Annotated in this window: 22 protein-coding genes; 15 read left to right on the plus strand and 7 right to left on the minus strand. The window is 74.4% G+C overall.

The window, feature by feature from the left end; all coding sequences use genetic code 11:
* Together LV78_RS09110 and LV78_RS09115 are read right to left on the minus strand one after the other, a co-directional pair.
* A partial coding sequence (locus LV78_RS09110) for a transposase (RefSeq protein ID WP_253844361.1) occupies positions 1-285 on the minus strand: 285 nt, incomplete at its 3' end.
* Positions 286-367: 82 nt separating this feature from the next.
* Complete coding sequence (locus LV78_RS09115) at positions 368-889, minus strand: DUF6584 family protein (RefSeq protein WP_253844363.1); 522 nt, start codon at positions 887-889, stop codon at positions 368-370.
* An 80-nt stretch (positions 890-969) separates the two neighbouring features.
* Here LV78_RS09115 and LV78_RS09120 point away from each other — a divergent pair, with 80 nt between their 5' ends.
* From LV78_RS09120 to LV78_RS09130, 3 genes are all read left to right on the plus strand, one after another.
* Positions 970-2115: a hypothetical protein gene (locus LV78_RS09120; protein ID WP_253844365.1), complete on the plus strand. Its 1146-nt coding sequence runs from the start codon at positions 970-972 to the stop codon at positions 2113-2115.
* A gap of 132 nt (positions 2116-2247) precedes the next feature.
* Positions 2248-2688 carry a hypothetical protein gene (locus LV78_RS09125; RefSeq protein WP_253844366.1) on the plus strand — a complete coding sequence of 147 codons (441 nt, stop codon included), beginning with the start codon at positions 2248-2250 and terminating at the stop codon, positions 2686-2688.
* Between the two features lie 104 nt (positions 2689-2792).
* Positions 2793-3800 (plus strand): uroporphyrinogen decarboxylase/cobalamine-independent methonine synthase family protein, encoded by a 1008-nt coding sequence (locus LV78_RS09130; RefSeq protein WP_253844368.1) that lies wholly within the window; start codon positions 2793-2795, stop codon positions 3798-3800.
* Between the two features lie 48 nt (positions 3801-3848).
* On the opposite strand, the gene LV78_RS09135 is transcribed toward LV78_RS09130, so the two are convergent.
* Positions 3849-4760 carry a YeiH family protein gene (locus LV78_RS09135; RefSeq protein ID WP_372494856.1) on the minus strand — a complete coding sequence of 304 codons (912 nt, stop codon included), beginning with the start codon at positions 4758-4760 and terminating at the stop codon, positions 3849-3851.
* Between LV78_RS09135 and LV78_RS09140 the strand changes: the two genes are divergently transcribed.
* The 3 genes from LV78_RS09140 to ligA all read left to right on the plus strand — a co-directional run bounded on the left by LV78_RS09140 (position 4759) and on the right by ligA (position 8830).
* Entirely contained in the window at positions 4759-5646 is an 888-nt protein-coding gene (locus tag LV78_RS09140; protein WP_253844372.1) for a LysR family transcriptional regulator, read from the plus strand. The two genes, LV78_RS09135 and LV78_RS09140, sit on opposite strands and share 2 nt — an antisense overlap.
* Positions 5647-5658: 12 nt before the next feature.
* Positions 5659-6306, plus strand: a complete 648-nt coding sequence (locus LV78_RS09145; protein ID WP_253844374.1) for a hypothetical protein — start codon at positions 5659-5661, stop codon at positions 6304-6306.
* A 331-nt stretch (positions 6307-6637) separates the two neighbouring features.
* Positions 6638-8830, plus strand: a complete 2193-nt coding sequence (gene ligA, locus LV78_RS09150; protein ID WP_253844907.1) for an NAD-dependent DNA ligase LigA — start codon at positions 6638-6640, stop codon at positions 8828-8830.
* Between the two features lie 935 nt (positions 8831-9765).
* Here the strand turns inward: ligA and LV78_RS09155 are convergent.
* Both LV78_RS09155 and LV78_RS09160 read right to left on the minus strand, forming a co-directional pair.
* On the minus strand, positions 9766-10242 hold the full coding sequence (locus LV78_RS09155) for an SWIM zinc finger family protein (protein WP_253844376.1): 477 nt from the start codon (positions 10240-10242) through the stop codon (positions 9766-9768).
* 286 nt (positions 10243-10528) lie between these two features.
* Positions 10529-11176 (minus strand): ACT domain-containing protein, encoded by a 648-nt coding sequence (locus LV78_RS09160; protein ID WP_253844378.1) that lies wholly within the window; start codon positions 11174-11176, stop codon positions 10529-10531.
* Positions 11177-11492: 316 nt separating this feature from the next.
* Here LV78_RS09160 and gatC point away from each other — a divergent pair, with 316 nt between their 5' ends.
* From gatC to LV78_RS09190, 6 genes are all read left to right on the plus strand, one after another.
* Complete coding sequence (gene gatC / locus LV78_RS09165; RefSeq protein WP_015804727.1) at positions 11493-11792, plus strand: Asp-tRNA(Asn)/Glu-tRNA(Gln) amidotransferase subunit GatC; 300 nt, start codon at positions 11493-11495, stop codon at positions 11790-11792.
* Entirely contained in the window at positions 11789-13309 is a 1521-nt protein-coding gene (gene gatA, locus LV78_RS09170) for an Asp-tRNA(Asn)/Glu-tRNA(Gln) amidotransferase subunit GatA (protein ID WP_253844379.1), read from the plus strand. The genes gatC and gatA overlap by 4 nt, the downstream gene beginning before the upstream one ends.
* Complete coding sequence (locus LV78_RS09175) at positions 13306-13497, plus strand: hypothetical protein (protein WP_253844381.1); 192 nt, start codon at positions 13306-13308, stop codon at positions 13495-13497. Before gatA ends, LV78_RS09175 begins: the two co-directional genes overlap by 4 nt.
* Entirely contained in the window at positions 13494-14999 is a 1506-nt protein-coding gene (gene gatB / locus LV78_RS09180) for an Asp-tRNA(Asn)/Glu-tRNA(Gln) amidotransferase subunit GatB (RefSeq protein ID WP_253844383.1), read from the plus strand. The genes LV78_RS09175 and gatB overlap by 4 nt, the downstream gene beginning before the upstream one ends.
* A 477-nt stretch (positions 15000-15476) precedes the next feature.
* Positions 15477-15887, plus strand: coding sequence for a hypothetical protein (locus tag LV78_RS09185; RefSeq protein WP_253844385.1), 411 nt, complete (start codon positions 15477-15479; stop codon positions 15885-15887).
* Between the two features lie 220 nt (positions 15888-16107).
* Entirely contained in the window at positions 16108-18606 is a 2499-nt protein-coding gene (locus LV78_RS09190; protein WP_253844387.1) for a CHAT domain-containing protein, read from the plus strand.
* A 314-nt stretch (positions 18607-18920) separates the two neighbouring features.
* On the opposite strand, the gene LV78_RS09195 is transcribed toward LV78_RS09190, so the two are convergent.
* Together LV78_RS09195 and LV78_RS09200 are read right to left on the minus strand one after the other, a co-directional pair.
* Positions 18921-20099 (minus strand): PQQ-dependent sugar dehydrogenase, encoded by a 1179-nt coding sequence (locus tag LV78_RS09195; RefSeq protein WP_253844389.1) that lies wholly within the window; start codon positions 20097-20099, stop codon positions 18921-18923.
* An 11-nt stretch (positions 20100-20110) separates the two neighbouring features.
* Positions 20111-20983, minus strand: a complete 873-nt coding sequence (locus tag LV78_RS09200; RefSeq protein ID WP_253844390.1) for an alpha/beta fold hydrolase — start codon at positions 20981-20983, stop codon at positions 20111-20113.
* A 49-nt stretch (positions 20984-21032) separates the two neighbouring features.
* On the opposite strand from LV78_RS09200, the gene LV78_RS09205 reads away from it, so the two are divergent.
* From LV78_RS09205 to LV78_RS09215, 3 genes are all read left to right on the plus strand, one after another.
* A complete protein-coding gene (locus tag LV78_RS09205) occupies positions 21033-21947 on the plus strand; it encodes a 2-hydroxyacid dehydrogenase (protein WP_253844392.1) in 915 nt (304 codons plus the stop codon).
* A gap of 259 nt (positions 21948-22206) precedes the next feature.
* Positions 22207-22914, plus strand: a complete 708-nt coding sequence (locus LV78_RS09210) for a hypothetical protein (protein ID WP_253844394.1) — start codon at positions 22207-22209, stop codon at positions 22912-22914.
* Between the two features lie 190 nt (positions 22915-23104).
* Positions 23105-23944, plus strand: a complete 840-nt coding sequence (locus tag LV78_RS09215) for a DoxX family membrane protein (protein WP_253844396.1) — start codon at positions 23105-23107, stop codon at positions 23942-23944.
* Positions 23945-24009 lie beyond the last annotated feature (65 nt).

Below are 24009 nucleotides of genomic sequence, written 5' to 3' on the forward strand. Positions count from 1 at the left end.
GCCGCTCTCCGGATCACCCAGTACTTCCGTCACCATCGCCCGCAGGTCGTCACGGACGCCGTCCTCGTCCCAGGCGTAGAAGTTCAGCAACCGCTGCATCCGCTCAGGCCCCGACTGTCCGGTCGCCTCCGCCAGGGCCCATCCGTTCTTACGCTCCACTTCGGACAATAATCCTCTTACGTGGCAACGCATCTGACGTCTCGACTCCACACGCGGGAACCTGGCCGCGAAACCGACCACGAACGCGTCGAACCCCGCCGACCACGACCACACGTCCTCGACCACCATCAAGACGGTATACCCGCCCCTGGTCAATAAATAACAACCTGTTGTTGTCGTATTAAGCCAACCCACGACCCGCCACCCACTACCCACTAATCGCCCACCCGAGCAACCACATCACGACCGTCACCAACCCGACCACGAAGCACAGCAGCACCACCACAACCCCGACCAGCACCCCCAGGTGCACGTGCCACGGGCTGTCCCGGTCCTCCGCCACCGCCAGCTCGCCCGCCAACTGCTCGGCCACCGCCCGCCTCAGGTCGGTCAACCGGTTCCGCGCCGTCTCGCTCCCCGCCGCGTCGTCCGGTTCCCCCTCGCCCTCCAGCCAGTTCATCGCCACCAACCGCGACTCCGCCGTCCGGTAGGCCCGCTCGAACGCGGCTAACTCCGCCTCGTCCCGCACCTCCAGCAGGTAGCTCCACCGCCCGGCCTGCACCGGGTCTCCCAGCAGCCGGTACACCGAGGCCAACCGGTCCCTCAGGTCCAACCGCGTCGGGTAGCTGCACACCAACCCCACCAGCCGCTGGCGCGCCCGCAGCACGCTCGCCAGATCGCCGCGCGCCACCTCCTCGGCAGCCCTCCGCAGCGTCGCATCGACCGGCATACGCGACATGCTCCCAGCCAGCACAAGTCCCGTGGTGGGTCCTTTGGACTGAACCGGTTCCCCGACGGGAGGATCACCGGGTGCTCCCCACGACCCTGGTGCTGTTCGGCCTCTCCTGGTGGCTCGGGCTGCACCTGCTCGTCCGCGACCCGCGCAAACCCCTGCTGCGCCGCAGCGCGGTCGGCCTGCTCTCCCACGCCCTCGCGCTCGCCCTGCACCCCGCCCCCGACCTGCTGCTCGCGCTGCCCGCCGTGGCCTGGACGGGTGCGATCACCAGCGGGCTCGGCCCGCGCTGGGACCGGCTCTGGGCGTGGAGCGCGCTGCCGCTGCTCGTCGCCGCCACCTGGATCTTTCCCCCGATCGTGTTGCCACCGCTGGTGCTCGCGCTCGTCCTGCACGTGCGCGGCGGACAACCGAAGGCGCTGCTCGCCGTCGCCACCACCACGTTCGGCCTCGGCACCGCCCTGCTCGGCGCGGACCTGCTGCCCGACCTGCTCCCGGAACCGGTGCTGCTGCTGGCGGTCGGCGTCGACCTGCTGGTGCTCGGCGTGCTCGTCGTGGCCGCCGACGCGTTCGACGGGGGTGAGGCGTTCCGCGCCGAACTGCTCCGCTCGCTGCTCGTCGCCACCGCCACCGCCGCGCTGTTCGCGGTCCAGGTGGCGCTGCTGGGCCCGAGCGCCCCGCTGCTGTTCGCCGTCGTCGCCACCGCCGTCACCGTCCAAGCCCTGGCGGGCCCGATCGCGTCGCTCGCCGACCGCGTCGCCCTCCCCGCCACCGCCGCCCAGCGCGCCGAGCTGCGCGACGCCGCCGAGTCCCTGCCCAAGCGCGCCCCGCTGCCCGCCGAGCACCTGCCCGCCGACCTCGCCAGGCTCACCCGCCGCGCCCTCAGCCACTACGGCGATCTCGGCCGCCTCGTCGCCAGCCCGCTCACCGGGCTCCCGCTCATCGACGCCCGCCTCGCCGCGCGCGGCGCGCCCGACCAGCCCCTCGAACGGGCCGCCGAGCTGAAAGCCGTCCTGCAGGAGGGCATCCGGCGGCTCAAGCCCGCCGACGGCGAGTTCGGCACCAGCGACGAGTGGCGGCACTACAACGCGCTGCACTTCTACTACGTCGTCGGACTGCGGCCGCACAGCGCGCGCACCAAGCGCGAGAACCTGGACCCTGACGCCAGGAAGGCCCTCGCCTGGTTCGTGAACCAGGTCCCCGAGCGCACCCTGCACAACTGACAGACCGCGGGGGCGAAGCTGATCGCCGCCGACCTCGCCGCGCTGTCCGCGCAGGTCGAACGCCCCTGACCGGCAGCAGATGGCAGTGCTCGGCGTGGAGTCGGCAGTGCGACGCCCCGCACCCTCGAACCCATGACGACCGGCGCTCCCAAGCCCCACACCGATTCCGCCCGCACCGATCCCGCCCGCACCGATCCCGCCCGCACCGATCCCGCCCGCACCGCCCTGCTCCGCCTCGCCCTCAAGGCCGACGGCGTAGCCTCCGCCGCGTGCGGGGCGCTCGTCCCGCTCGTCCCCGTCGACCTGGGCCTGCCCCGCCCGCTCGTGCTGGGCCTCGGCGCGTTCCTGCTCGCCTACGGCGCCTGCGCGTTCCTGGCCGGTCTCCGCCCCACCCGTCCACGCGCGCTCGCCGTCGTCCTCTTCAACACCGCCTGGGTCCTGGGGAGCGCGCTCGTGCTGCTCGTGGACCTGTTCCCGCTCACCACCACCGGCCTGGTGCTGCTCCAGGCGCAGGCGCTCGCCGTCGCCGCGATCACCGCCGTGCAGGTGGTCGGACTGCGCAGAACGAGCTGACCACCCGACCCGACACCACCCGACCCGACCGGGCGGCGGTGCGGTGGCCGCTCCCGGCCGCTCCCGGCGGTCCCGCACCCCCACCCGGTGGGACACTTGCCGCCGTGGACGTCACCCCCTGGCCCGCCGGAGCGGCAACCGGTATCGGCTCGCTCCCCGGCACCGACCCGCACGAGGCCGCCCGCCTGGTCTTCGGCGAGCTGCCCGACCTGCCGCACCTGCCCGAGCTGCCCGCGCGCGGAGTCGGGGCCGACCTCACCGGCCGCACCGCCGCGCTGCTGGTCGACCTCCCCGTCGAGGTCGTCCCGTCCGGCTACCGGGTCGCCGCCCACCCCGGTCGCGACCACCGCCGCGCCCAGGACCTGCTCAGCTGGGACCTCGACGCCCTCGAAGAAGCCGCAGCCGCCACCAAGCCCGCCGTGGTGAAGGTCCAGGCCGCAGGCCCGTGGACCCTCGCCGCCACCGTCGAGCTCGTGCGCGGCCACCGCGTGCTCACCGACCCCGGCGCGCTGCGCGAGTTCACCGAGTCCCTGGTGGAGGGCCTGTCCCGGCACACCGCCGAGGTCGCCCGCCGCACCGGCGCGAAGGTCGTGGTGCAGCTGGACGAGCCCGCCCTGCCGTCCGTGCTGCGCGGCCTGCTGCCCACCCCGTCCAAGCTCGGCACCGTCCCCGCCGTGCCCGAACCGGAGGCGCAGGCGCTGCTGGAGAGCGTCATCGCCCCGTTCGACGACGTGATCGTGCACTGCTGCGCGCCGAACCCCCCGGTGAACCTGATGCGCAGGGCCGGGGCGAAGGCCGTCGCGCTCGACGTGTCCCTGGTGGAGCGGGCGATGCTGGACGAGCTGGGGGAGGCGTGGCAGGAGGGGCTGGTGCTGCTGCTGGGCCTGCTGCCCGGCACCGACCCCGCCACCCCGATCGACCTGAGGACCGCGGCGAAGCCCGCCCTCGACCTGGCCGACCGGCTCGGCTTCCCGCGCTCGGTGCTCGCCACGCACGCCGTCCCCACGCCCTCGTGCGGCATGGCGGGCGCGAGCCTCGGCTGGGTCCGGCGCGCCCTCGCGCTGTCCCGCGACCTCGGCAAGGCGTTCCTGGAACCGCCCGACACCTGGTGATCGCACTCCACTGTGGACTGTCCTGGAAAAACAGTCCACAGTGGAGCGTCACGTCAGCAGCGCCAGCGCCGCCCACCCGGTCCCGCACACCAGCAGCGTCGACAGCGCCCCCAGCGCCAACGCCCTCGGACCGGTGCGCAGCAACACCTTCGGCCGCACCGCCGTGCCCAGCCCGAACATCGCCGCCGCCAGCAGCACCGTCGCCGCGACCTTCCCGCCGTCCAGCACCACCTGCGGCAGCACCCCCGTCGACCGCAGCGCCGCAAGCCCCACGAACCCCACCAGGAACAGCGGCACCACCGGCGCGCGCCCACCAGCGCCACCCGAACCGCCCGCCCCACGCCCCGCAGCCCCGCGCCCCACCAGCGCCACGACCGGCGCCAGCAGCGCCACCCGGCTCAACTTCACCGCCATCGCCGTCGCCACCCCCGACGCGGGCGCCGCGGCGGCCACCTGCCCCACCTCGTGCACGCTCAACCCGATCCACAGCGGCGACGCCCCCAGCAGCGGCAGCGCCAGCATCGCCAGCGTCCCGAACAGCGTCACCAGCGCCACGCTCGTCGCCACGTCCTCGTCCCGCCGCTCGACCACGCCCTCCACGGCCGCCACCGCCGACGCCCCGCAGATCGAGAACCCCGTCGCGACCAGCGTCGTCAGCCCGCTCGGCAGCCCGAGCAGCCCGCCGATCCACCGGGTGCCAAGGAAGGTCACCGCCACCGTCGCCACCACCGCGACCAGCACCCCCGGCCCCAGTTCCAGCACCACCGGCAGCGACAGCTGCAACCCCAGCAGCACCACCCCCAGCCGCAGCAGCTTCTTCGTGGCGGCGGACAGGTCGGGGAGGCGCCCTCCGACGAGGACGCCCAGCAGCAGGGCGGCGATCAGCACGCACAGATCGTCCGCCGCGTCAAGTGCTCCCGGTAGGCGGGAATCCGCTCTTCGGCCATACCCTCCGGCTATGGCCGACCCCGACCTGACCACCCTGCGGCTGCTCGTCCTGGTCGGCGAGCTGGGCAGCCTCAGCCGCGCCGCCGCCGCGCTCGGCGTGGCGCAGCCGTCGGCGAGCAAGCGCCTGTCCGCAGCCGAGCGCTCGCTCGGCGTGGTGCTGGTCGAGCGCGGCAGCCGGGGCTCCGCGCTCACCCCGGCCGGGACGGTGCTGGCCGAGCGCGCCCGCCGCGCGCTCGCCGAGGTGGAGGGCCTGGTGGAGGCCGCGCGGGCGCTGCGGGCCGAGCGGGACGCCGAGCTGGCCGTCGCCGCGAGCATGACCGTCGCCGAGCACCTGGCGCCCGGCTGGGTCGGCGGACTCCGCCGCAGCCGCCCCGACCTGCGCGTCGGCCTGCGGGTGACCAACTCCGAGTCGGTGTGCGCGCTGGTCAGGGCAGGCGAGGTCGACCTCGGCTTCGTGGAGGCACCCGGCCCGCTGCCCGGCCTGAGCAGCCGCAGGGTCGCGGTGGACCGCCTCGTGCTCGTCGTCCCGCCCGACCACCCGTGGACCCGCCGCAGGACCCCGCTCAGACCCGCCGAGCTGGCCGCCACGCCCCTGGTGGTGCGCGAGCGGGGCTCGGGCACCAGGGACACCCTGGACCGCGTCCTGCCGGGCGCCAGCCCGCCCGCGCTGGAGCTGGGCTCGTCGGCCGCCGTGCTGGGCGCGGTCGTCGCGGGCGCCGGACCGGCCGTGCTGAGCGCGCTCGCGGTCGCCGCCGACCTCGCGGCGGGCAGGCTCGCCGCCGTCCCGGTCGACCTGGACCTGCGCCGGGCCCTGCGCGCGGTGTGGCCGTCCGGTCGCAGGCTGGTGGGTCCGGCCGCCGAACTGCTCGCACTCGCCCTGCGGGACGCCCGCGCGTAGTTCAATGGGGCCATGCGCTGGTTCCGCCGCAAACGCCCCGAGCCCACGCCCGCCCCCGTCCACCTGCCGAACCCGGCGGAGGCGGCGGTGGCCTTCTGGGAGCGCTGGCACGCCCTGCTGCCCAGGATCAGCGGCGCGCTCGGCGACGGGCAGCCGCAGCGCGTCGAGCACGAGATGTGCGAGCTGGTCGCCTCCGTGCACCCCCGGCTGGAGTTCGCCGTCCAGCGCGGCAGGCGCGCGGTGTACGCGCTCGTGCTCAGCAGCCGCGAGGACCCGGTGGTGCGCCCCTACACGGACGCCTGGAAGGCCGCCGCGCCGCACGAGGACATGATCTGGGAGTACCACGACTCGGTGCCGCCCGTGCCGGACACCGACGAGGTCACCGTCAACATCGGCGAGCACCGGTTGCCGCTGGCCGACATCCGGTTGCGCACCCGGCCGACCGACGACGGCGGGTTCGACGTGGTCGTGCACCACCCGGTGTTCGCCGACCTCGGCGAGGACGACCGGATGCGGGTGGCGTTCCTGGCGCTGGACGCGGCGCTGGGGGAGCGGGTCGCGGCGGGCGCGGTGGGCAGGGTGGAGCTGTCGCTCACCGAGAAGCCGAGCTCGATCACGCTGCCGGAGTTCCGCCGGGTGTTCGAGCCGACCGAGGACTGACCGGGCGGCGGGCGGGCAGGCCCTGGGCCGCTGCCCCGCGCGCCACGGCCCCGCGCGCCGCTCCCGCGAGCTGCCCGCCCGTGCGCCGCCCCCGCGAGTTGCCGCCCGTGCGCCGCCCCCCGCGCGCCGCTCCCGTCCACGGGGGACTGTCGGTGGTCCTGGCTAGGCTGCTGCCGTGACCAGCGACGACCACCCCTCCACCGAAGGCCGCGCCCCCGAGGACGGCTCCGGGAGCGCGCCCGCCGCCGCCCCTGCGGCCGACTCCGCCGACTCCCCGGTCGGCGACCTCGCCACCACCCCCGGCGCGCCCGCGGCCGACGCCCCCGACGGCGTGCGCGCCCAGGGCCTGGAGGACGTGCCCGCCGACGCCCGCGACCGGCACCGCGCGCTCGCCGAGGAGGTGCGCGCCCACCAGTTCCGCTACTACGTGCTCGACGCGCCCACCATCTCCGACGGCGAGTTCGACGCGCTGCTGCGCGAGCTCCAGTCCCTGGAGGACGCGCACCCCGGCCTGGCCACCCCGGACTCGCCCACCCAGCAGGTCGGCGGCACGTTCTCCACCGAGTTCACCGCCGTGGACCACCTGGAGCGGATGCTCAGCCTGGACAACGCGTTCGACCAGGACGGCCTGCGGGCGTGGTTCGACCGGGTCGTCAAGGAGGTCGGCGACGCGGCGCGGTTCCTGTGCGAGCTGAAGGTCGACGGGCTCGCGATCAACCTGCTGTACGAGCGCGGCAGGCTCGTCCGCGCCCTGACCAGGGGCGACGGCCGCACCGGCGAGGACGTGACGCTCAACCTGCGCACCCTGCGCGACGTCCCCGAGGTGCTCACCGGCACCGCCGAGTGGCCGGTCCCCGAGCTGGTCGAGGTGCGCGGCGAGGTGTACTTCGCCGTCGAGGACTTCCTGGAGCTCAACGCGAAGCTGGTCGAGGCGGGCCTGCCGCCGTTCGCGAACCCGCGCAACACCGCCGCCGGTTCCCTGCGGCAGAAGGACCCGAAGGTCACCGCGTCCCGCAGGCTGCGCATGGTGTGCCACGGCATCGGCAAGCGCGCCGGGTTCGAGCTGGAGCGCCAGTCCGACGCGTACGCGGCGCTGCGCGCCTGGGGCCTGCCCACGTCCGAGCACACCGCCGTCGTGGCGACGTTCGACGAGGTGTGGGCGCGCGTCGCGCACTGGGGCGAGCACCGGCACGACGCCGCGCACGAGATCGACGGCCTGGTCGTGAAGGTGGACGAGGTCCCGCTGCAGCGCAGGCTCGGCAGCACCTCGCGCGCGCCCCGCTGGGCCATCGCGTTCAAGTACCCGCCGGAGGAGGCCACCACGACGCTGCTCGACATCGGCGTCCAGGTCGGCCGCACCGGGCGGGTCACCCCGTTCGCGATCATGGAACCGGTGAAGGTCGCGGGCTCCACGGTGGCCCGCGCGACTCTGCACAACGCGTCCGAGGTCAAGCGCAAGGGCGTGCTCATCGGCGACCGGATCGTCATCCGCAAGGCGGGCGACGTGATCCCCGAGGTGCTCGGCCCGGTCGTGGACGTGCGGCCCGCCGACGCCAGGGAGTTCGTGATGCCCGCGTCCTGCCCGGAGTGCGGGCACGCGCTGCGCCCCATGAAGGAGGGGGACGTGGACATCCGCTGCCCCAACGCCGAGGGGTGCCCAGCGCAGCTGCGGGAGCGGTTGGCGTACCTGGCGTCCCGGTCCGCGCTGGACATCGAGGTGCTGGGGTACGAGGGCGCGGCGGCGCTGGCGTCGTCCGACGTCTACGACAACGAGGCCGACCTGTTCGACCTCACCGCCGAGGACCTGCTGCGCGTCGACCTGTTCCGCAACCAGGACGGCGCGCTGGTGACGAACGGCGCGAAGCTGCTGGAGAACCTGGAGGCCGCCAAGTCGCAGCCGCTGTGGCGGGTGCTGGTGGCGCTGTCGATCCGCCACGTGGGACCGACGGCGGCGCGGGCGCTGGCGGTGGAGTTCGGCGGCGTGCAGGCCATCCTGGACGCCGAGGAGGCCGACCTGGCGGCGGCGGGCGGGGTCGGCCCGACGATCGCGGCGGCGGTGCGGGAGTGGGCGCGGACCCCGTGGCGCCAGGAGGTCGTGCGCCGCTGGGCGGCGGCCGGGGTGCGCATGGTGGACGAGCGCGACACCACGATCCCGCGCAACCTGGAGGGGTTGTCGATCGTGGTGACCGGGACGCTGACCGACTTCTCCCGCGACGAGGCGAAGGACTCGATCCTGGTGCGGGGCGGCAAGGCGGTGGGGTCGGTGTCGAAGAAGACGGCGTTCGTGGTCGTGGGGGACAACCCTGGGAGCAAGGCCGACAAGGCCGTGCAGCTGAAGGTGCCGGTGCTGGACGAGGCCGGGTTCCGGGTGCTGCTGGAGCGGGGGGCGGAGGCGGCTGCGGCGGTTGCGGTGGTGGGGGCGCCGGAGGGGGAGGTGGAGGACGGGGCTGTGGACGCGGCTGCGGACGGGGCCGAGGACAGGGCTGTGGCCGGGGACGGGGCCGGGGCCGGGGTCGAGGGGTAGGCGGGCGCGGCTGCGATTCCGGCTGCGGGGACGGGCGAGAGCGCTTCCACACATGGGGACGCGGCTGGGGAGAGCGCTTCCACGGACGAGGCGTGCTTGCGGAGAGCGCTCCCACGGATGGAGCGTGCCTGCGGAGAGCCCTCCCATGACCGAGGGCGTGGCTAGCGGAAGCGCTTTCACGACCGTGCGCGAGTGAGGAGAGCGCTCCCACGGACAAGGCGCGCCCAGGGGAGCGCGTTCCCAAGGGTGGGTGCGGCTGATGAGAGCGCTCCTACGGTCAGGAGCGCGGTTGGTGGGAGCGCTTCCACGGCCGGGTGCGAGTGGGGGAGAGCGCTCTCACTGGTGGTGCGGTCGCGCCAAGGGAGGACAGTGCGACGGAGTCAACCGCCGCTGGACCCGCGGGTGTCGGAACGTCGGGCATTGCCGTGTGGTCAGGCGTTGCCGGATCGCGCGGGCATTGCCGGGCCATCGAGCCGTCGTGATGTCGGGCCGCCGGGACGTTGTGCGCAGCCGAGGTGTTGAGACGCCGGGCCGATGGGGGTCGAACGCTGAGGGTCGGGAGGCCGGGGGCCGGACACCGGGGCCGGATATCGGCCGCCGCCCAGTTGCTACCCAGTCACCGCCGAGTTGCCGCCGCGCCACTGCCCGGCTGCCGCCCAGGCGCCGCCTGGCTACCGCCCAGTTGCCGCTGGCTGCTGCCTGGCCGCTGAGCCGTTGCCTGGCAGCCGGGCCGCCGCGCAGCCGCCGAGCCGCCGCGCAGCTGCGCAGCCGTCGGGCCATTGCCCAGTCGTTGCCGGCCTACCCCCGGCCACCTAGCCGCCGGGCCGCTGCCCAGTTGCCGCCGGGCCACCTCCCGGCCCCCGGCCGCCGCCGGAACGGGTGTCGCAGGGGTGCCCGAGGCGCGGCTGGATCGTTCGCGCGTCACCGTGACCGGCTCATCGTCGGTAGGGGATCACCTTGCCCACGTTGCCCTGGTTGGGGATTCCGGAGGCCCGTGCCGCTTCCTCGGCCTCGGCCATGATCCGTTCGCGCAGCGCGGTGTCGCGCGCGGCCTGCTCGTAGACGTGCTCCACGAGCGCCGCGCGCGGCAGGCGGGTGAGCGCGGTGCGCAGCTCGTCGTCCTCGGCGTCCGGCGCGGGCACCGTCTCGCCCCGGTCGAGCAGCACCAGCCCCACGGCGACGCAGTGCTTGCAGAAGAACCCCTGCTCCCCGTACGGGCAGGCGCACGTCCCCCGCAGGTTCCCCTCGGCGTCCCAGGTCAGCGTGATCGAGTACTCCGAGCTGCCGCGCACCACCCCGGCCACGTACCGGGGGTGGTGCACCACGGAGACCACGGCGTCCCGGTAGGCCAGTCCACGCCAGTAGGACTTGTGGCCCGCGCGGTGCCGCAACAGGGCAGGGGTCAGCGCCATGTGCGGTATCCAACACCGTTCGACCGGCTGCCCGAAGCCTGCACGCGCAGGCGAACCGGGTGAGACCCGCAGTCGCGTTCACCCCGGCCCCGACCGGCAGCCCGGCCCGACCGGCCCGACCTGCTGCCCGGCCCACCTCGCCGCCTGCCTCGGCCCGACCCGCTGCCCGGCCCGACCGGCCTCGGCCTGCTCGGCCCCAGCCCGACCCGCAGGTCGTCTCGACCGGCTGCCCAGCCCACTCGGCCTCAGCCTGCCCCAGCCCGCCCGGTCTCAGCCCGCCCCGGCTTCAGTCCGGCAGCACCACGGCGACGATCCCCGCCAAGTGCGCCAACCGCGCCACCTCGGCCGCCCGGAACATCGGCCCGCCCGGCCGCCCCACCAGCAGCACCCGGTCGGCCCGCCCCAGCGGCGTGGCCGCCAGCTCCGTGCCCAGCTCCCGCCAGGTCTCCGGGACCCAGCCGTCCTCGCCGTCCAGCACCGTGGCCCTGGCCAGCGGCATCCACGGCGGCAGCTCCACGCTCTCCGGCGCCGCCGCCGACGCGGTCACCCGGTACCCGCCCCCACCGATCTCGATCACCACGGCCCACCCGGCGCGGATGATCTTCGGCACGCCCTCGGTGAACACCGCCAACCCCTTGGCGGGCTCGTCGGCGACCTCCTCCACCAGCTCCAGCTCGCGGTGCGTGTTCAGCACCCCGGCGTACGGCCGGACCGCGTCGACCTCGACGCCCTCCACCGACTCCGCCGCGGTGATCAGCCCGTCGGGCAGCCGCCCCGACGGCAGCTCCACCACCAGGTCGTCGATGGCGACCCCCGGCGACCGCTCCACCACGTCCACGCTCAGGATGTCTGCCCCGATCTCGCCGAGGGCCGACGCCACGGCGCCGAGCGTGCCGGGACGGTCCGGGAGCTGGACGCGGATCAGGAAGGACACGGTGCACGCCTCCAGGCTTGCTGCGGAACTGCGGAACTGCGGAACTGCGGAACTGCGGAACTGCGGAACTGCGGAACTGCTGGGCTGCGGAACCCCTGAACTGCCGGACTGCCGGACTTCGGCACCCGCCAGCCGGTGATTGTCTCAGACGAACCCTCGCTTCCCGACCCGCGCCGTGCGTTGCGCGGGCGTAAAATCCGCCACTCCCCCCACACCCCACCCCACCGCGCACGACAACCCGGTCGGCCCTCACCCTGACCAGCCAATAGACTCGCCGGGTCCCAGATCCGAAAACCGACCCACGGGGGTTGACGAGGTGCCGAGCATCTCCCGCGACGAGGTCGCGCACCTGGCCCGTCTGGCCAGGCTCGCCGTCACCGACGACGAGCTCGACCTCTTCGCAGGCCAGCTTGACGTGATCCTGCAGTCGGTGGCCACGGTGGGCGACATCGCCACCGCGGACATCCCACCCACTTCGCACGCCGTACCGCTGACCAACGTTTTCCGCGAGGACGTGGTGCGTCCCAGCCTCGGTCAGCAGCAGGCGCTCGCGGGCGCCCCCGCCGCCGAGGAAGGCCGCTTCCGCGTCCCGCGCATTCTCGGTGAGGAAGCATGAACGACCTGACCCGCAGCACCGCGGCCGACCTGGCCGCGAAGATCGCCTCCCGCGAGGTCTCGGCCGTGGAGGTCGCGCAGGCCCACCTCGACCGGATCGACGCGGTCGACGGCGCGGTGCACGCCTTCCTGCACGTCGACCGGGAGGGCGCGCTCGCCGCGGCCCGCCGCGTCGACGAGGCCGTCGCGGCGGGCGAGGCCCCGGCGAGCCCGCTCGCGGGCGTCCCGCTGGCGCTCAAGGACGTCTTCACCACCGAGGGCGTGCCCACGACCGTCGGCTCCAAGATGCTGGAGGGCTGGCGCCCGCCGTACGACGCGACCGTCACCCGCAGGCTCAAGGAAGCAGGCGTCGTCGTCCTCGGCAAGACCAACATGGACGAGTTCGCGATGGGCTCCTCCACCGAGAACTCCGCCTACGGCCCGACCCGCAACCCGTGGGACCTGGACCGCATCCCCGGCGGCTCCGGCGGCGGCTCCTCGGCCGCGCTCGCCGCGTTCGAGGCCCCCCTCGCGATCGGCACGGACACCGGCGGCTCGATCCGCCAGCCCGGCTCGGTCACCGGCACCGTGGGCGTCAAGCCCACCTACGGCTCGGTGTCCCGCTACGGCCTGGTGGCGTTCTCGTCCTCGCTCGACCAGGGCGGCCCGTGCGCGCGCACGGTGCTGGACGCCGCGCTGCTGCACGAGGTCATCGCGGGCCACGACCCGCTCGACTCGACCTCGATCGACGCCCCCGTCCCCCCGGTGGTGGCGGCGGCCCGCGAGGGCCTGTCCGGCGACCTGACCGGCGTGCGCGTCGGCGTGGTCACCCAGTTCTCCGGCGACGGCTACCAGCCCGGCGTGCTGCGCTCGTTCGAGGCGGCCGTGGCGCAGCTCAAGCAGCTCGGCGCCGAGATCGTCGAGGTCTCCTGCCCGAGCTTCGACTACGCGCTGCCCGCGTACTACCTGATCGCGCCCAGCGAGGCGTCCTCGAACCTGGCCCGCTTCGACGCCATGCGCTACGGCCTGCGCGTCGGCGACGACGGCACGCGCAGCGCCGAGGAGGTCATGTCGATGACCCGCGAGGCGGGCTTCGGCGCCGAGGTCAAGCGGCGCATCATGATCGGCACCTACGCGCTGTCCTCCGGCTACTACGACGCCTACTACGGCTCGGCGCAGAAGGTCCGCACGCTCATCACCCGCGACTTCGAGGCCGCCTACGCGACCGTCGACGTGCTGGTGTCGCCGACCACGCCCACCACGGCGTTCAAGATCGGCGAGCGCACCGGCGACCCGATGGCCATGTACAAGGCGGACCTGTGCACGATCCCCGCCAACCTGGCGGGCAACGCGGCGCTGAGCGTCCCGAGCGGACTGTCCGACGAGGACGGCCTGCCGGTGGGCCTGCAGATCATGGCCCCCGCGCTCCAGGACCACCGCATGTACCGCGTCGCCGCTGCCTACGAGGTCGCCCGCGACGCCGCGCTCGGCCACACCGTGATCAGCCGGGCGCCCGAGCTGGAAGGAACGTCCCGATGAGGGCGGCACGCGGGCTGTTCGGCCTGCTCAGCGCGGTCGCCGCGGCGGCCAGCGCGTTCTCCACCCTGCGCGCGGCGCGCGGTGACGGCGACAAGCTCGCCCTGGTCAACGCGGCGGGCAGCATCCTGGTCGCCGTCACCGGCGCGGCCATGGCCGTCAGGGCGTACCGGAAGGACGGGTTGGCATGACCACCGCCTACGAGCTCATGGACTACGACGAGGTCCTGGAGCGCTTCGACCCCGTCCTCGGCCTGGAAGTGCACGTCGAGCTGCACACCGCCACCAAGATGTTCTGCGGCTGCGCGAACGTCTTCGGCGGCGAGCCGAACACCAACGTGTGCCCGGTGTGCCTCGGCCTGCCCGGCGCGCTGCCGGTGGTCAACGGCACCGCCGTCGAGTCGGCCATGCGGATCGGCCTCGCGCTCAACTGCGAGATCGCCGAGTGGTGCAGGTTCGCCCGGAAGAACTACTTCTACCCGGACATGCCGAAGAACTTCCAGACCTCGCAGTACGACGAGCCGATCGCCTTCAACGGCTTCCTCGACGTCACCCTGGACGACGGCGAGGTCGTGCGCGTGGAGATCGAGCGCGCGCACATGGAGGAGGACACCGGCAAGTCGCTGCACGTCGGCGGCGCCACCGGCCGCATCCACGGCGCGGAGCACTCGCTGCTGGACTACAACCGGGCGGGCGTGCCGCTGATCGAGATCGTCACCAAGCCGATCACCGGCACCGGCGCCCGCGCGCCGGAGGTGGCCCGCGCCTACGTGACCGCGCTGCGCGACCTGCTCAAGGCCCTCGACGTCTCCGACGTGCGGATGGACCAGGGCTCGCTGCGCTGCGACGCGAACGTGTCGCTGATGCCGAAGGGCGCCGAGGTGTTCGGCACCCGCACCGAGACCAAGAACGTGAACTCGCTGCGCAGCGTCGAGCGGGCGGTCCGGTTCGAGATGACCCGGCACGGCGCGGTGCTCGCGGGCGGCGGCACGATCCGCCAGGAGACCAGGCACTTCGACGAGTCCACCGGCGGCACCTCCTCGGGGCGCGCCAAGGAGACCGCCGAGGACTACCGGTACTTCCCGGAGCCCGACCTGGTGCCGGTCGCCCCGTCCCGCGAGTGGGTCGAGCAGCTGCGCGGCACGCTGCCCGAGCTGCCCTGGGAGCGCCGCAAGCGCATCCAGACCGAGTGGAGCCTGACCGACGCCGAGCTGCGCGACCTGGTCAACTCCGGCGCGGTCGACCTGGTCGCCGCGACGGTCGAGGCGGGCGCGACGCCCGCCGAGGCGCGCTCGTGGTGGGTGGCGTACCTGACCAAGGAGGCCAACGGCCGGGGCGTCGAGCTGGGCGAGCTGGCGATCACGCCGGTCCAGATCGCGCGGGTCGTGGCGCTGGTCAACGCGGGCGAGCTGACCAACAAGCTGGCCCGCGAGGTCGTCACCGGCGTGCTCGACGGCGAGGGCGAGCCGGAGGCGGTGATCGAGGCGCGCGGCCTGAAGGTCGTGTCGGACGACTCGGCGCTGGAGAAGGCCGTCGACGAGGCCCTCGCGGCCCAGCCGGACATCGCGGCCAAGATCCGCGACGGCAAGGTCGCGGCGGCGGGCGCCATCGTCGGCGCGGTCATGAAGGCCACCAAGGGCCAGGCCGACGCGAAGCGGGTGCGCGAGCTCGTCATCGCCCGCTGCGGCGGCTGACGCCCGGCGCGCCACGCGCCCACGCGCGCACTCGGGACCCCGGAACCGGCTTCGGTTCCGGGGTCCCGCGCTTTCCAGGCGCACCGGCCCACTGCTCCGCCCCGCCGCATTCGCGCGTCCGATCGGCTGACGCCCTGGAGAGGGGCGCGGGGCGGTATTGCTCTGGGCGGATGGTCATTCTCCGCCCGTTCGTGTCTGGGCTCTGCCCCTTGTGCGCTCTGCGCACGGATTCACTCGGTGAACACGTTACTCCGCTAGGGTGACGTTATTTTGTGTGAGGTATTGTCGGGGCTGGTCAAGGTGGGTGGACAAAGACCACTCTGGTGGCTCTGAGTAAAAACACCCCTCAAGGCAGCCGCCATCTGTGTAAGGCTTTACCCGCTCGACGAGCCGGGGGGCTGTTCGAGTGATCACACCAGCAGGTCAAGGGGAGCGCCCGAACGCCGCGGGCGCCGTTGCAAGGGGAGGACAACGCTCATGACTTCTGCCGATCCCAAGCTCGTCGAGGGCACCAGGGGCGACGAGGGCGCGTCCGCGCCGGAAGGCCAGGTCGACAGCCCGGTCTTCACTCCGATGGGTGGTCCTTACAAGCCGATGGGCGAGCCGGTGGCCGCCGCTCCGACCGAGCCGGGCGACGACCCCGTGGTGACCCCGATGGGTGGTCCGTACAAGCCCATGGGCGAGCCGGTCGCCCACGCGGAATCGCACTCGGAGCCGCAGCCGGGGAACCCCGCGGGCACCCTCGCGGGCAGCCCGGTCATCAAGCCGATGGGCGGCCCGTACAAGCCCATGGACGAGCCCGTCGACGAGGTCAACGGCGGCCCCTACAAGCCGATGGACGAACCCGTCCTCGTGGCCGAGGGCGCGCCCGCCGCGCTCGCCAAGTAGCGGACCCACGCGAATCGGGTGTCGCTCGCCGCAATGGCGGGCGACACCCGCTCGCCGCGTGTGATCTGATATGGCAGTGGCCGCGCATTCACCCGGTCCGAGAACACGCGAATCGCGCGGGCCAACCGGACCGGAAAAAGCGATCGCGCTGGCCCGCGCGCTCCAGCGGTCCGCCCGCGAGGCCGCGACCGCCGACCGGCACCCCACCGCGATCCGGAGGATGCGCCAAGGCCTCGCCCTCCTGGAGACGCCGGGCATCGACCCGCAGGAGCGGCTGGAGGTCCGGGTCCGGCTCCTCGTCACCCTCGCCTTCTGCCTGGCCGAGACCACCAGCTTCGACACCGGGCTCGCCCAGCTGGACGAGGTGGACCGCGAGCTGCCCGGCCTGCTCGACGACGACCTCCGCGACACCCTCGCGAGCAACTCCAACATGAACCGGGCCGCACTGCTGTGCCGGGTCGGCCGCATCGACGAGGGGGTCGCCAGGCTCGACGTCGAGGTCGGGCGCAGCGAGGCCCGCTACCGGGCCCGCCCGAGCGCCGAGACCGCCGACCAGCTCATCGTGGCGCTGAGCAACCGGGGCAACGCCCTCGGCGAGGCCCAGCGGCACGACCGGGCCGCCGCAGACCTGGACCGCGTGGTGGAGCTGGCCGACGCGCACGACATGCCGATGCGCGCGGCCATCGCCAAGCACGCGCTGGGCAACGCGCTCCAGCGGATCGGCGACGTGCCCGCCGCGCTGCGCGAGTACCACGAGGCGAACCGGGCGTTCCAGGAGCTCGAACCGGGCCTGCTGCTGCGGCTGCGCATCGACCAGGCCGAGGCGCTGATCAGCGTCGGGCTGGCCGACGAGGCCGGGCGGCTGCTCGACGAGGTGCTGCCCGAGATGCGCCGCCAGCGCATCGGCCAGGACGTCGCCGAGGCCGAGCTGTTCCGCGCCGCCGCAGCCCTCCAGGTCGGCGACCTCGCGCTCGCCAAGCGGCTCGGCGCTGCGGCCCAGCGCAAGCTCGTGCTGCGCGGCAGCCCCGTGTGGGGGTGCGTCGCGGGCCTGCTCGTGCTGCGCGTCGAGGTCCGCCGCGCGCTGGAGTCGCCGCGCAGGCCGCCGGAGCGGCTGGTGGAGCGGGCCATGGGCCTGTCCGCCGAGCTGGCCGCGCTCGCGCTGCCGGAGCAGGCCGCGTTCGCGCTCGCGCTCGCCGCCAGGCTGGAGATCCGCAGGGGCGAGCCGGACCGCGCCGAGCGGCTGCTGCGCGGCGTGCCCAAGTCGCGCAGGCTCGTCGCCATAGACCTGAGGATGCTGCTGCGGCTGTGCCGCGCCGAGCTGGCGCTGGTGCGCGGCAACCGGCGCGTCGCGCTCGCCCAGGCCAGGGCCGGGCTGGACGAGCTGGGCCGGATGCGGGACCGCCTCGGCGGGCTGGAGATGCTGTCCGGCGCCGCCGTGCACGGGCTCGAACTGGGCGAGCTGGCCGTGCGGCTGGCGCTGGGCGACGCCGAATCGGCCCAGGGCGCGAGCAGGCTGTTCACCTGGTTGGAGCGCACCAAGGCCCAGCTGTTCCGGTACGACCCGGTCGAGACCCCCGAGGACGACGGGCTCACCGAGCGGGTCACCGAGGTGCGCAGGCTCACCAGCGCGCTGCTGCGCGCCCGGCTCGACGGCCAGGCCACCGGTGAGCTGGAGGAGCGGCTGCGGCTGGCCAAGCACGACGCCACCCGGCTCGGCTGGGGCGCCGCCCCGTGGGGCACGCCCCGCCCGGTGGTCACCGCCGCCGAGGTCGCCGCCGTGCTCGGCGACCGGGCGCTGGTCAGCTTCGCGGTGTCCGACGACGAGCTGGTCGCCGCCGTGCTGGTCGACGACGTGGTGCGGCTGGTGCGGCTGGGCCCCGCCGGAGAAGCCACGGAGAGCGCGCGCAGGCTGCACGCCGACCTGAACGCGCTGGCCCCCGACCACCTGCCCGCGCCGCTGGTCGAGGTGATCTCCGCGTCGGCCCGCCGCGAGGCCGAGAAGCTGGACCGCACCCTGCTCCGGCCGCTCGCCGCCATGCTCGGCGGGCGGGAGCTGGTCGTGGTGCCCACCGGGGCGCTGCACGCGGTGCCGTGGGGCGTGCTGCCCACCTGCGCGGGCAGGCCGACCTCGGTGGTCCCGTCGGCGACGGCGTGGGTGTCCGCGCTGGGCAGCGGCCAGGACGACCCGGACGGGGTGCTGCTGGTGCGCGGTCCCGGCCTGCAGGCGGCGCAGACCGAGCTGGACCGGCTGGCCGGCTACCACGACCGGCCCACCGTGCTGGACGTGCCGCAGTCCAAGGTCGGCGCGGTGCTGTCCGCGCTGGCCGGGCAGGGCCTGGCGCACATCGCCGCGCACGGCGAGCACGAGCCGGAGAACGCGCTGTTCTCCCGGCTGGAGCTGGCCGACGGCGCGGTGTTCGCCTACGAGATCGGCCGGGTGCGGCACCTGCCCGCGAAGGTCGTGCTGTCCGCGTGCGAGCTGGCCCTGAACCGGGTCCGCCCCGGCGACGAGCCGCTCGGGTTCGCGGGCGCGCTCCTCGCGGGCGGCGTGCGCACGGTGATCGCCGCCTCCAGCAAGGTCGGCGACCAGCCGTCGGCGGCGGCGATGGAGGCGTTCCACCGGGGCCTGCTGGCGGGGGAGACCCCCGCCGTGGCACTGGCGCAGGCGGTAGCGGAGGACCCCCTCCGAAGACCTTTCGTCTGCCTGGGCGCCGGCTAACCCCAAACCACCCGGACCCGCCCTGGCGACCCCCTGAACCCGCCCCACACACAGGTCCCACCCCGAGGCCGCCTGGTGACCTCCGAACCCGCCCTACAGGCAGGGCACCACCCCGAGGCCGCCTTGGCGACCCCCTGAACCCGCCCTACACGCAGGGCACCACCCCGAGGCCGCCTGGCGACCTCCCTGAACCCGCTCTTCCCACCCGCTCAAGGCCACCTCACCCAAGGCCGCCCTGTGAAGCGGAGCGGTGACTGCGCACGGGGTGCTTTTTCCCGTGCGCAGTCAGGCCTCCGCTTCTAGGAGTGTCACAGCTAATCCTTGCCGCCGCCCACGCCCTCCGGCTTCACCACGATCGCCACCCGGTCGTCGCTGGACACCGGTGTCCCACCGGGATTCTTGTTCACCGTCCCCACCAGCGCGGCCTGGTCGCTCAGCCCGATCACCGCGCCGATCCGCCCGAACCCGCTGTCGCCGTCCAGCATCGGCGACGGTTCGCCGGAGAACGAGCCGTCCTGGTTGGTCGGCAGCACCAGCAGGCCGTTCTTGTTCGACAGCCCCACCCACACCGAGTCGGCGGTGGCCGCGCAGCCCGCGAGGCCCGGTCGGTCCGGCCAGGTCCACGCCGGGGAGCCGAGCGCCTTGCCCGCCTCCACCCGGTGCAGCGCGTCCGCGCCAGCGCCGACGTCGGTCAGCCAGGTCCGCGCCCCGTCCGGGGACACGCACAGCCCGGTCGGCGCGGTCAGCCCGCTCGCGAACACCCGCGACGACGCCGTCGGGTTGCCCTGCGCGGGCCCGCCCGAGGTGTCGATCCGCAGCACCTTGCCCGCCAGCGAGTTCGGGTCGGCGGCCAGCGCCCGGTTCCCGGCGTCGCCGGTGGCCACCAGCAGCGCGCCGCTCGCGTCGTGCGCCAGCGCGCCCCGGTTGCCCGACGCGCCCTTGGGGATGCCGGTCAGCACCGGCTTGGGCACGTCGCCCGGCGCGATCCGCAGCACCCGGTTGTCGGTCGCGGTCGTCACGTACGCGTAGACCAGCTGGTCCTCGGCGTAGGTGGGGGAGGGCAGCACGGCGGTCAGCCCGCCGTCCGCCGACGCGTCCACCTCGAACTTCGCGACCTGGACGGTCTCCGCGCCCTTGGCCACCCGCACCACCCGGCCCGTGGTGCGCTCGGAGGCCAGCGCCGTCACCGCGCCGGTCGACTGGTCGACCGCGATCGGCGCCACCCCGGACACCCGGTCGAGGCAGGTGCCGATGACCGCCGGGTTGAAGTCCTGGCAGCCCTGGGGCGGCGGCACCGACGACGGGGCCTGCCTGCCCTGGCCGGGGCTCTGCGGCAGCTCGCCGGGCAGCTCCGGCGTCGGACCCGCCTGCGGGGTCAGCTGGACCTGCGAGCTCCAGCCCGCCGGGGTCGGTTGCTCGGGGAAGCCTGCGCAGCCGACGGCCAGCAGGCCGACGGCGGAGCCCACCAGCACCGCTCTCAGACGTGACGCCACGGTGACCCAGGTTAGGCGGGCGGCCGTGAACGCGGGGTGAGCGGCCTGCCCGCCCAGGCCATCGCCCGCTCGACCGCGTCGACCCTGCGCAGCAGCAGCGCCAGCTCCGCGACCAGTTCGGCCCGGTGCGCCACCGGCAGCAGGAAGTGCGTGGTGGGCAGCACCCGGCAGCGCGCCTGGGGCAGCCGCGCCACCGGTCCGAGCAGGCTGCCGGGGGCGGCTATCCCGTCGTGCCCGCCCACCACGGCGGTTGTGGGACACGTCACACCGGACAGGTCCTGCGCGGGGGTCTCGGCCAGCGCGAGCGTCAGCTCGGCGAACCAGGCCCAGTCGGTGCGCAGCAGCGGCCCCAGCACCCGCGCGGCCCACAGGTCCACCTCCGGCACCGGCACCCGGCCCAGCACCGCGCCCAGCAGCGGTCCCACCCGGTGCAGCGCCCGCACCCCGCCGCGCGCCAGCTCCCGCCGCACCCGCTCGGGCAGCACCCGGTCCAGCGGGGGCGCGCCCAGCACCGCGCCGAGCACGTCGCCGGGCGGACCGGCCACCAGCAGCAGCCCCGACACCCGGTCCGGGTGCCGCAGCGCCAGCTCCACCGCGACCGTCACCCCGAACGACCACCCCAGCGCCGGGCACCGCTCGACGCCCGCCGCGTCCAGCACCCGCAGCGCGTCGGACACGTGGTCGGCCAGCCGCACCCGCGCCGGGTCGGCGGGCCGGGTCGAGCCGAGCGTGCCCCGGTAGTGCCAGCCGAGCAGGTGCGCGGGGAACGGCGGCCACGCGGCCTCCGGGATGCCCAGCCCCGCGCACAGCAGCACGTCCGGCCCGCCCCGGTCCGCCCGCCAGGTCCGCAGCCGGGCGCCGTCCTCGGCCACGACCTCCCGCACGCTGGACAGTGTGCCCCGGACCGCGCGGACCTGCCGGTAGCGTGCGGGCGTGACGCTCACCGTGCTGGTACCAGACGACCTCGGAGTGACCGCCCTGTCCGGTGTGGACGGTGTCCGCGCGCTCCGCTACGAACCGGGGAAGCCCTTCCCCGACGGCGCGGGGACCGCCGAGGTGCTCGTCCCCCGCTTCCTCCAGAACAGCGATCCGCGCGAGGTGCTCGCCCAGCTCCCGAACCTCAAGCTCGTGCAGCTGCTGAGCGCGGGCGTCGAGCGGTTCCTCGGCCTCGTGCCGGACGGCGTGCTGCTGTCCACCTGCCGGGGCGCGCACGGCGGCAGCACCGCCGAGTGGGCCGTCGGCGCGCTGCTGTCGCTCTACCGGGACTTCCCGGTGTTCCAGCGCCTGGCCGACGAGGCCCGCTGGGAGCACCACGTCACCGAGACCCTCCAGGGCAAGAAGGTGCTCGTGGTCGGCGCGGGCGACCTCGGCAGGCAGTTCCAGCGCAGGGTCGAGCCGTTCGACGCCACCGCCACCCTGGTCGGCCGCACCGCCCGCGACGGCGTGCGCGCCATGTCCGAGCTGCCCGACCTGCTGCCGCACCACGACGTCGTGGTGCTGGTCGTGCCGCTGACCTCGGAGACCGACGGCATGGTCGACGCGGAGTTCCTCGCCCGGATGCCCGACGGGGCCGTGCTGGTCAACGCCGCGCGCGGCCGGGTCGTGGACACCGACGCGCTCGTCGCCGAGCTGGTCTCCGGGCGGCTGCGCGCCGCGCTCGACGTGACCGAGCCGGAACCGCTGCCGCAGGACCACCCGCTGTGGACCGCGCCCGGCCTGTTCCTCACCCCGCACGTGGCGGGCAGCTGCACCGGGCACACCGAGCGGGCGTACGCGGTGGTCAGGTCGGAGGTCGAGCGGTTCGCCCGCGGCGAGCGGCCAGCCAATGTGGTGAACGGCGAGTACTGATCCGGACAACCGCACCGAACGTGCGACCTGCGTCCGTCCGGGCGGACTGAGGTGGGGGACGGTCGTCACCGGCCACTCAGGGCGACGATCGTCTCCCGACGAAGCGGGTCACCCGCACGGGGGAGGGATTTCCGGCGGGCAATTACCGTTCGAATCGATCTAGTAGCTCTCCGCAATTGGTCGAGATTTGCTCCACGCCGACTCGGGTCATGGTTTCGGGGTCCGGCTCGGACATATCCGATCCAAGGAGAAGCCAGAGATGAACAAGCTCGCCCGATTCGCTGTCGCCGCCGCCGCCGGCAGTGTCCTCGCGCTGTCCTCGGCAGGTCTGGCCCAGGCCGAGACCGCACCTGCCGATGTCTCCGGCCAGAACCAGTCCACGGTGCAGCAGATCGACGGCCAGGCGGCGGCGCTGGTGCGCGCCGCCCAGGCCAGCGACCTGGCAGCCCTTCAGTCGACCAACGACCAGCTGCGCGCCTCGCTCGCGCAGATCAACGACCCCGCGATGGTCGCCCACGCCGACGCGGCCGAGGCGGCCAGCGCCGAGTTGCAGCGCATCCTCCCCGGCCTCCCGAGCCTCCCCGGTCTCGGGGGCGCAACCGGCGCGGTGCCGGGCCTCGGCGGTCTCGGCTCCCTCACCGGTGTCGTGTCCCAGCTGCTCGGCAGCCTCCAGGACCTGCTGGGCAACGTCCTGCCGCTGACCGGCGGCGCGGGCCTCGGCGGCCTGACCGGCGCCCTCGGCGGCGTCACCGGCGGCTCCGGTGGCGCGGGCGGCCTGCTCGGCGGCCTGCCGCTGGTCGGCGGCCTGACCGGCGGTCTCGGCGGCCTGACCGGTGGCCTGCCGCTGGTGGGCGGCCTGCTCGGTGGCGCCGGTGGCGGCGGCGGTCTGCCCGGCCTGGGCGCCGTGACCGGCCTGCTCGGTGGCCTGCCGCTGGTCGGCGGTCTGCTGGGTGGCCTTCGCCCCTGATCCCCGAACCTCTCGGTGATCTTTTCGTGATAGGCGTCGCAAACGGCGCCACCGGTGACCCGGCCTGATTTTTCAGGCCGGGTTGCCGGCATTTCTCCACCTCACAACTGCCAATTGGGCCGTTCGGCTCAAATGGTTGGGCCGGGTGGACGCTCGCGGTCTTCCGGCGAACCTCCTACCGTGCGGTTCCGTGGCTAATCAAGGCGACCGCCGGGGAAGTTCCGGCGGCTACACCGACGACGGGTTCCGCGCATCGGGCGCCACGGCCAGGGGGGCTCACCACTACGCCGACGAACCGGACCCGGAACCCGCGCAGGGCAGGGGCACCAAACCGCTGGTCACCGGCGGCACCGGCACCGGCTACTTCGACAGCGACGACCTGCCCCGGAACCGGTACGAGCGGGAGAACCGGCACGAGCCCGAGGACGAGGACGACGTCCGGCCGCACCGGCCCGGCACCGGGACCGGGTTCACGCCGGTGCCCGACCTGGACGAACCGGTGTCCCGCTTCGACGACGCCGTCGACCGCAGGCTGCCGCCCGCCTGGACCGCGAGCCACGACGTCGGCCTGCTCGCGCTGCGCCTGGGCCTCGGCCTGGTGTTCACCGGGCACGGCCTGCAGAAGGTGTTCGGCCTGTTCGGCGGGCCCGGCCTGGACGCGTTCGGCAAGGTCCTGGCCAGCATCGGCTACCAGCAGTCCGGGCTGCTCGCCTGGGTGACCGGCCTGACCGAGCTGGTCGGCGGCGTGCTGCTGATCCTGGGCTTCGCCACACCGCTGGCCGCCGCGGGCGTGCTCGGCGTCATGGCCAACGTGCTGCTGCTCAACTACACCAACGGCTTCTTCCTGCCGAACGGCGTCGAGTTCGAGGCCGCGCTGGCGGCGGCGGCGCTCGGCGTGCTGTTCGCCGGACCGGGCCGGGTCTCCCTGGACCACCGGCGCCCCTGGTTCCACCGCCCGCTGCTGGCCGCCTCGGTGTGCCTGCTGCTCGCGGCGGGCCTGACCGCGCTCACCCACCTCGTGCTGCGCTGACGCGCGCCAGCGCGAAGAGGGGCCCGACCGGATCCCCGGTCGGGCCCCCCGCACGTTCAGCGGGT

It is taken from the genome of Actinosynnema pretiosum (assembly GCF_024171695.1).
Lineage (GTDB): Bacteria > Actinomycetota > Actinomycetes > Mycobacteriales > Pseudonocardiaceae > Actinosynnema > Actinosynnema pretiosum.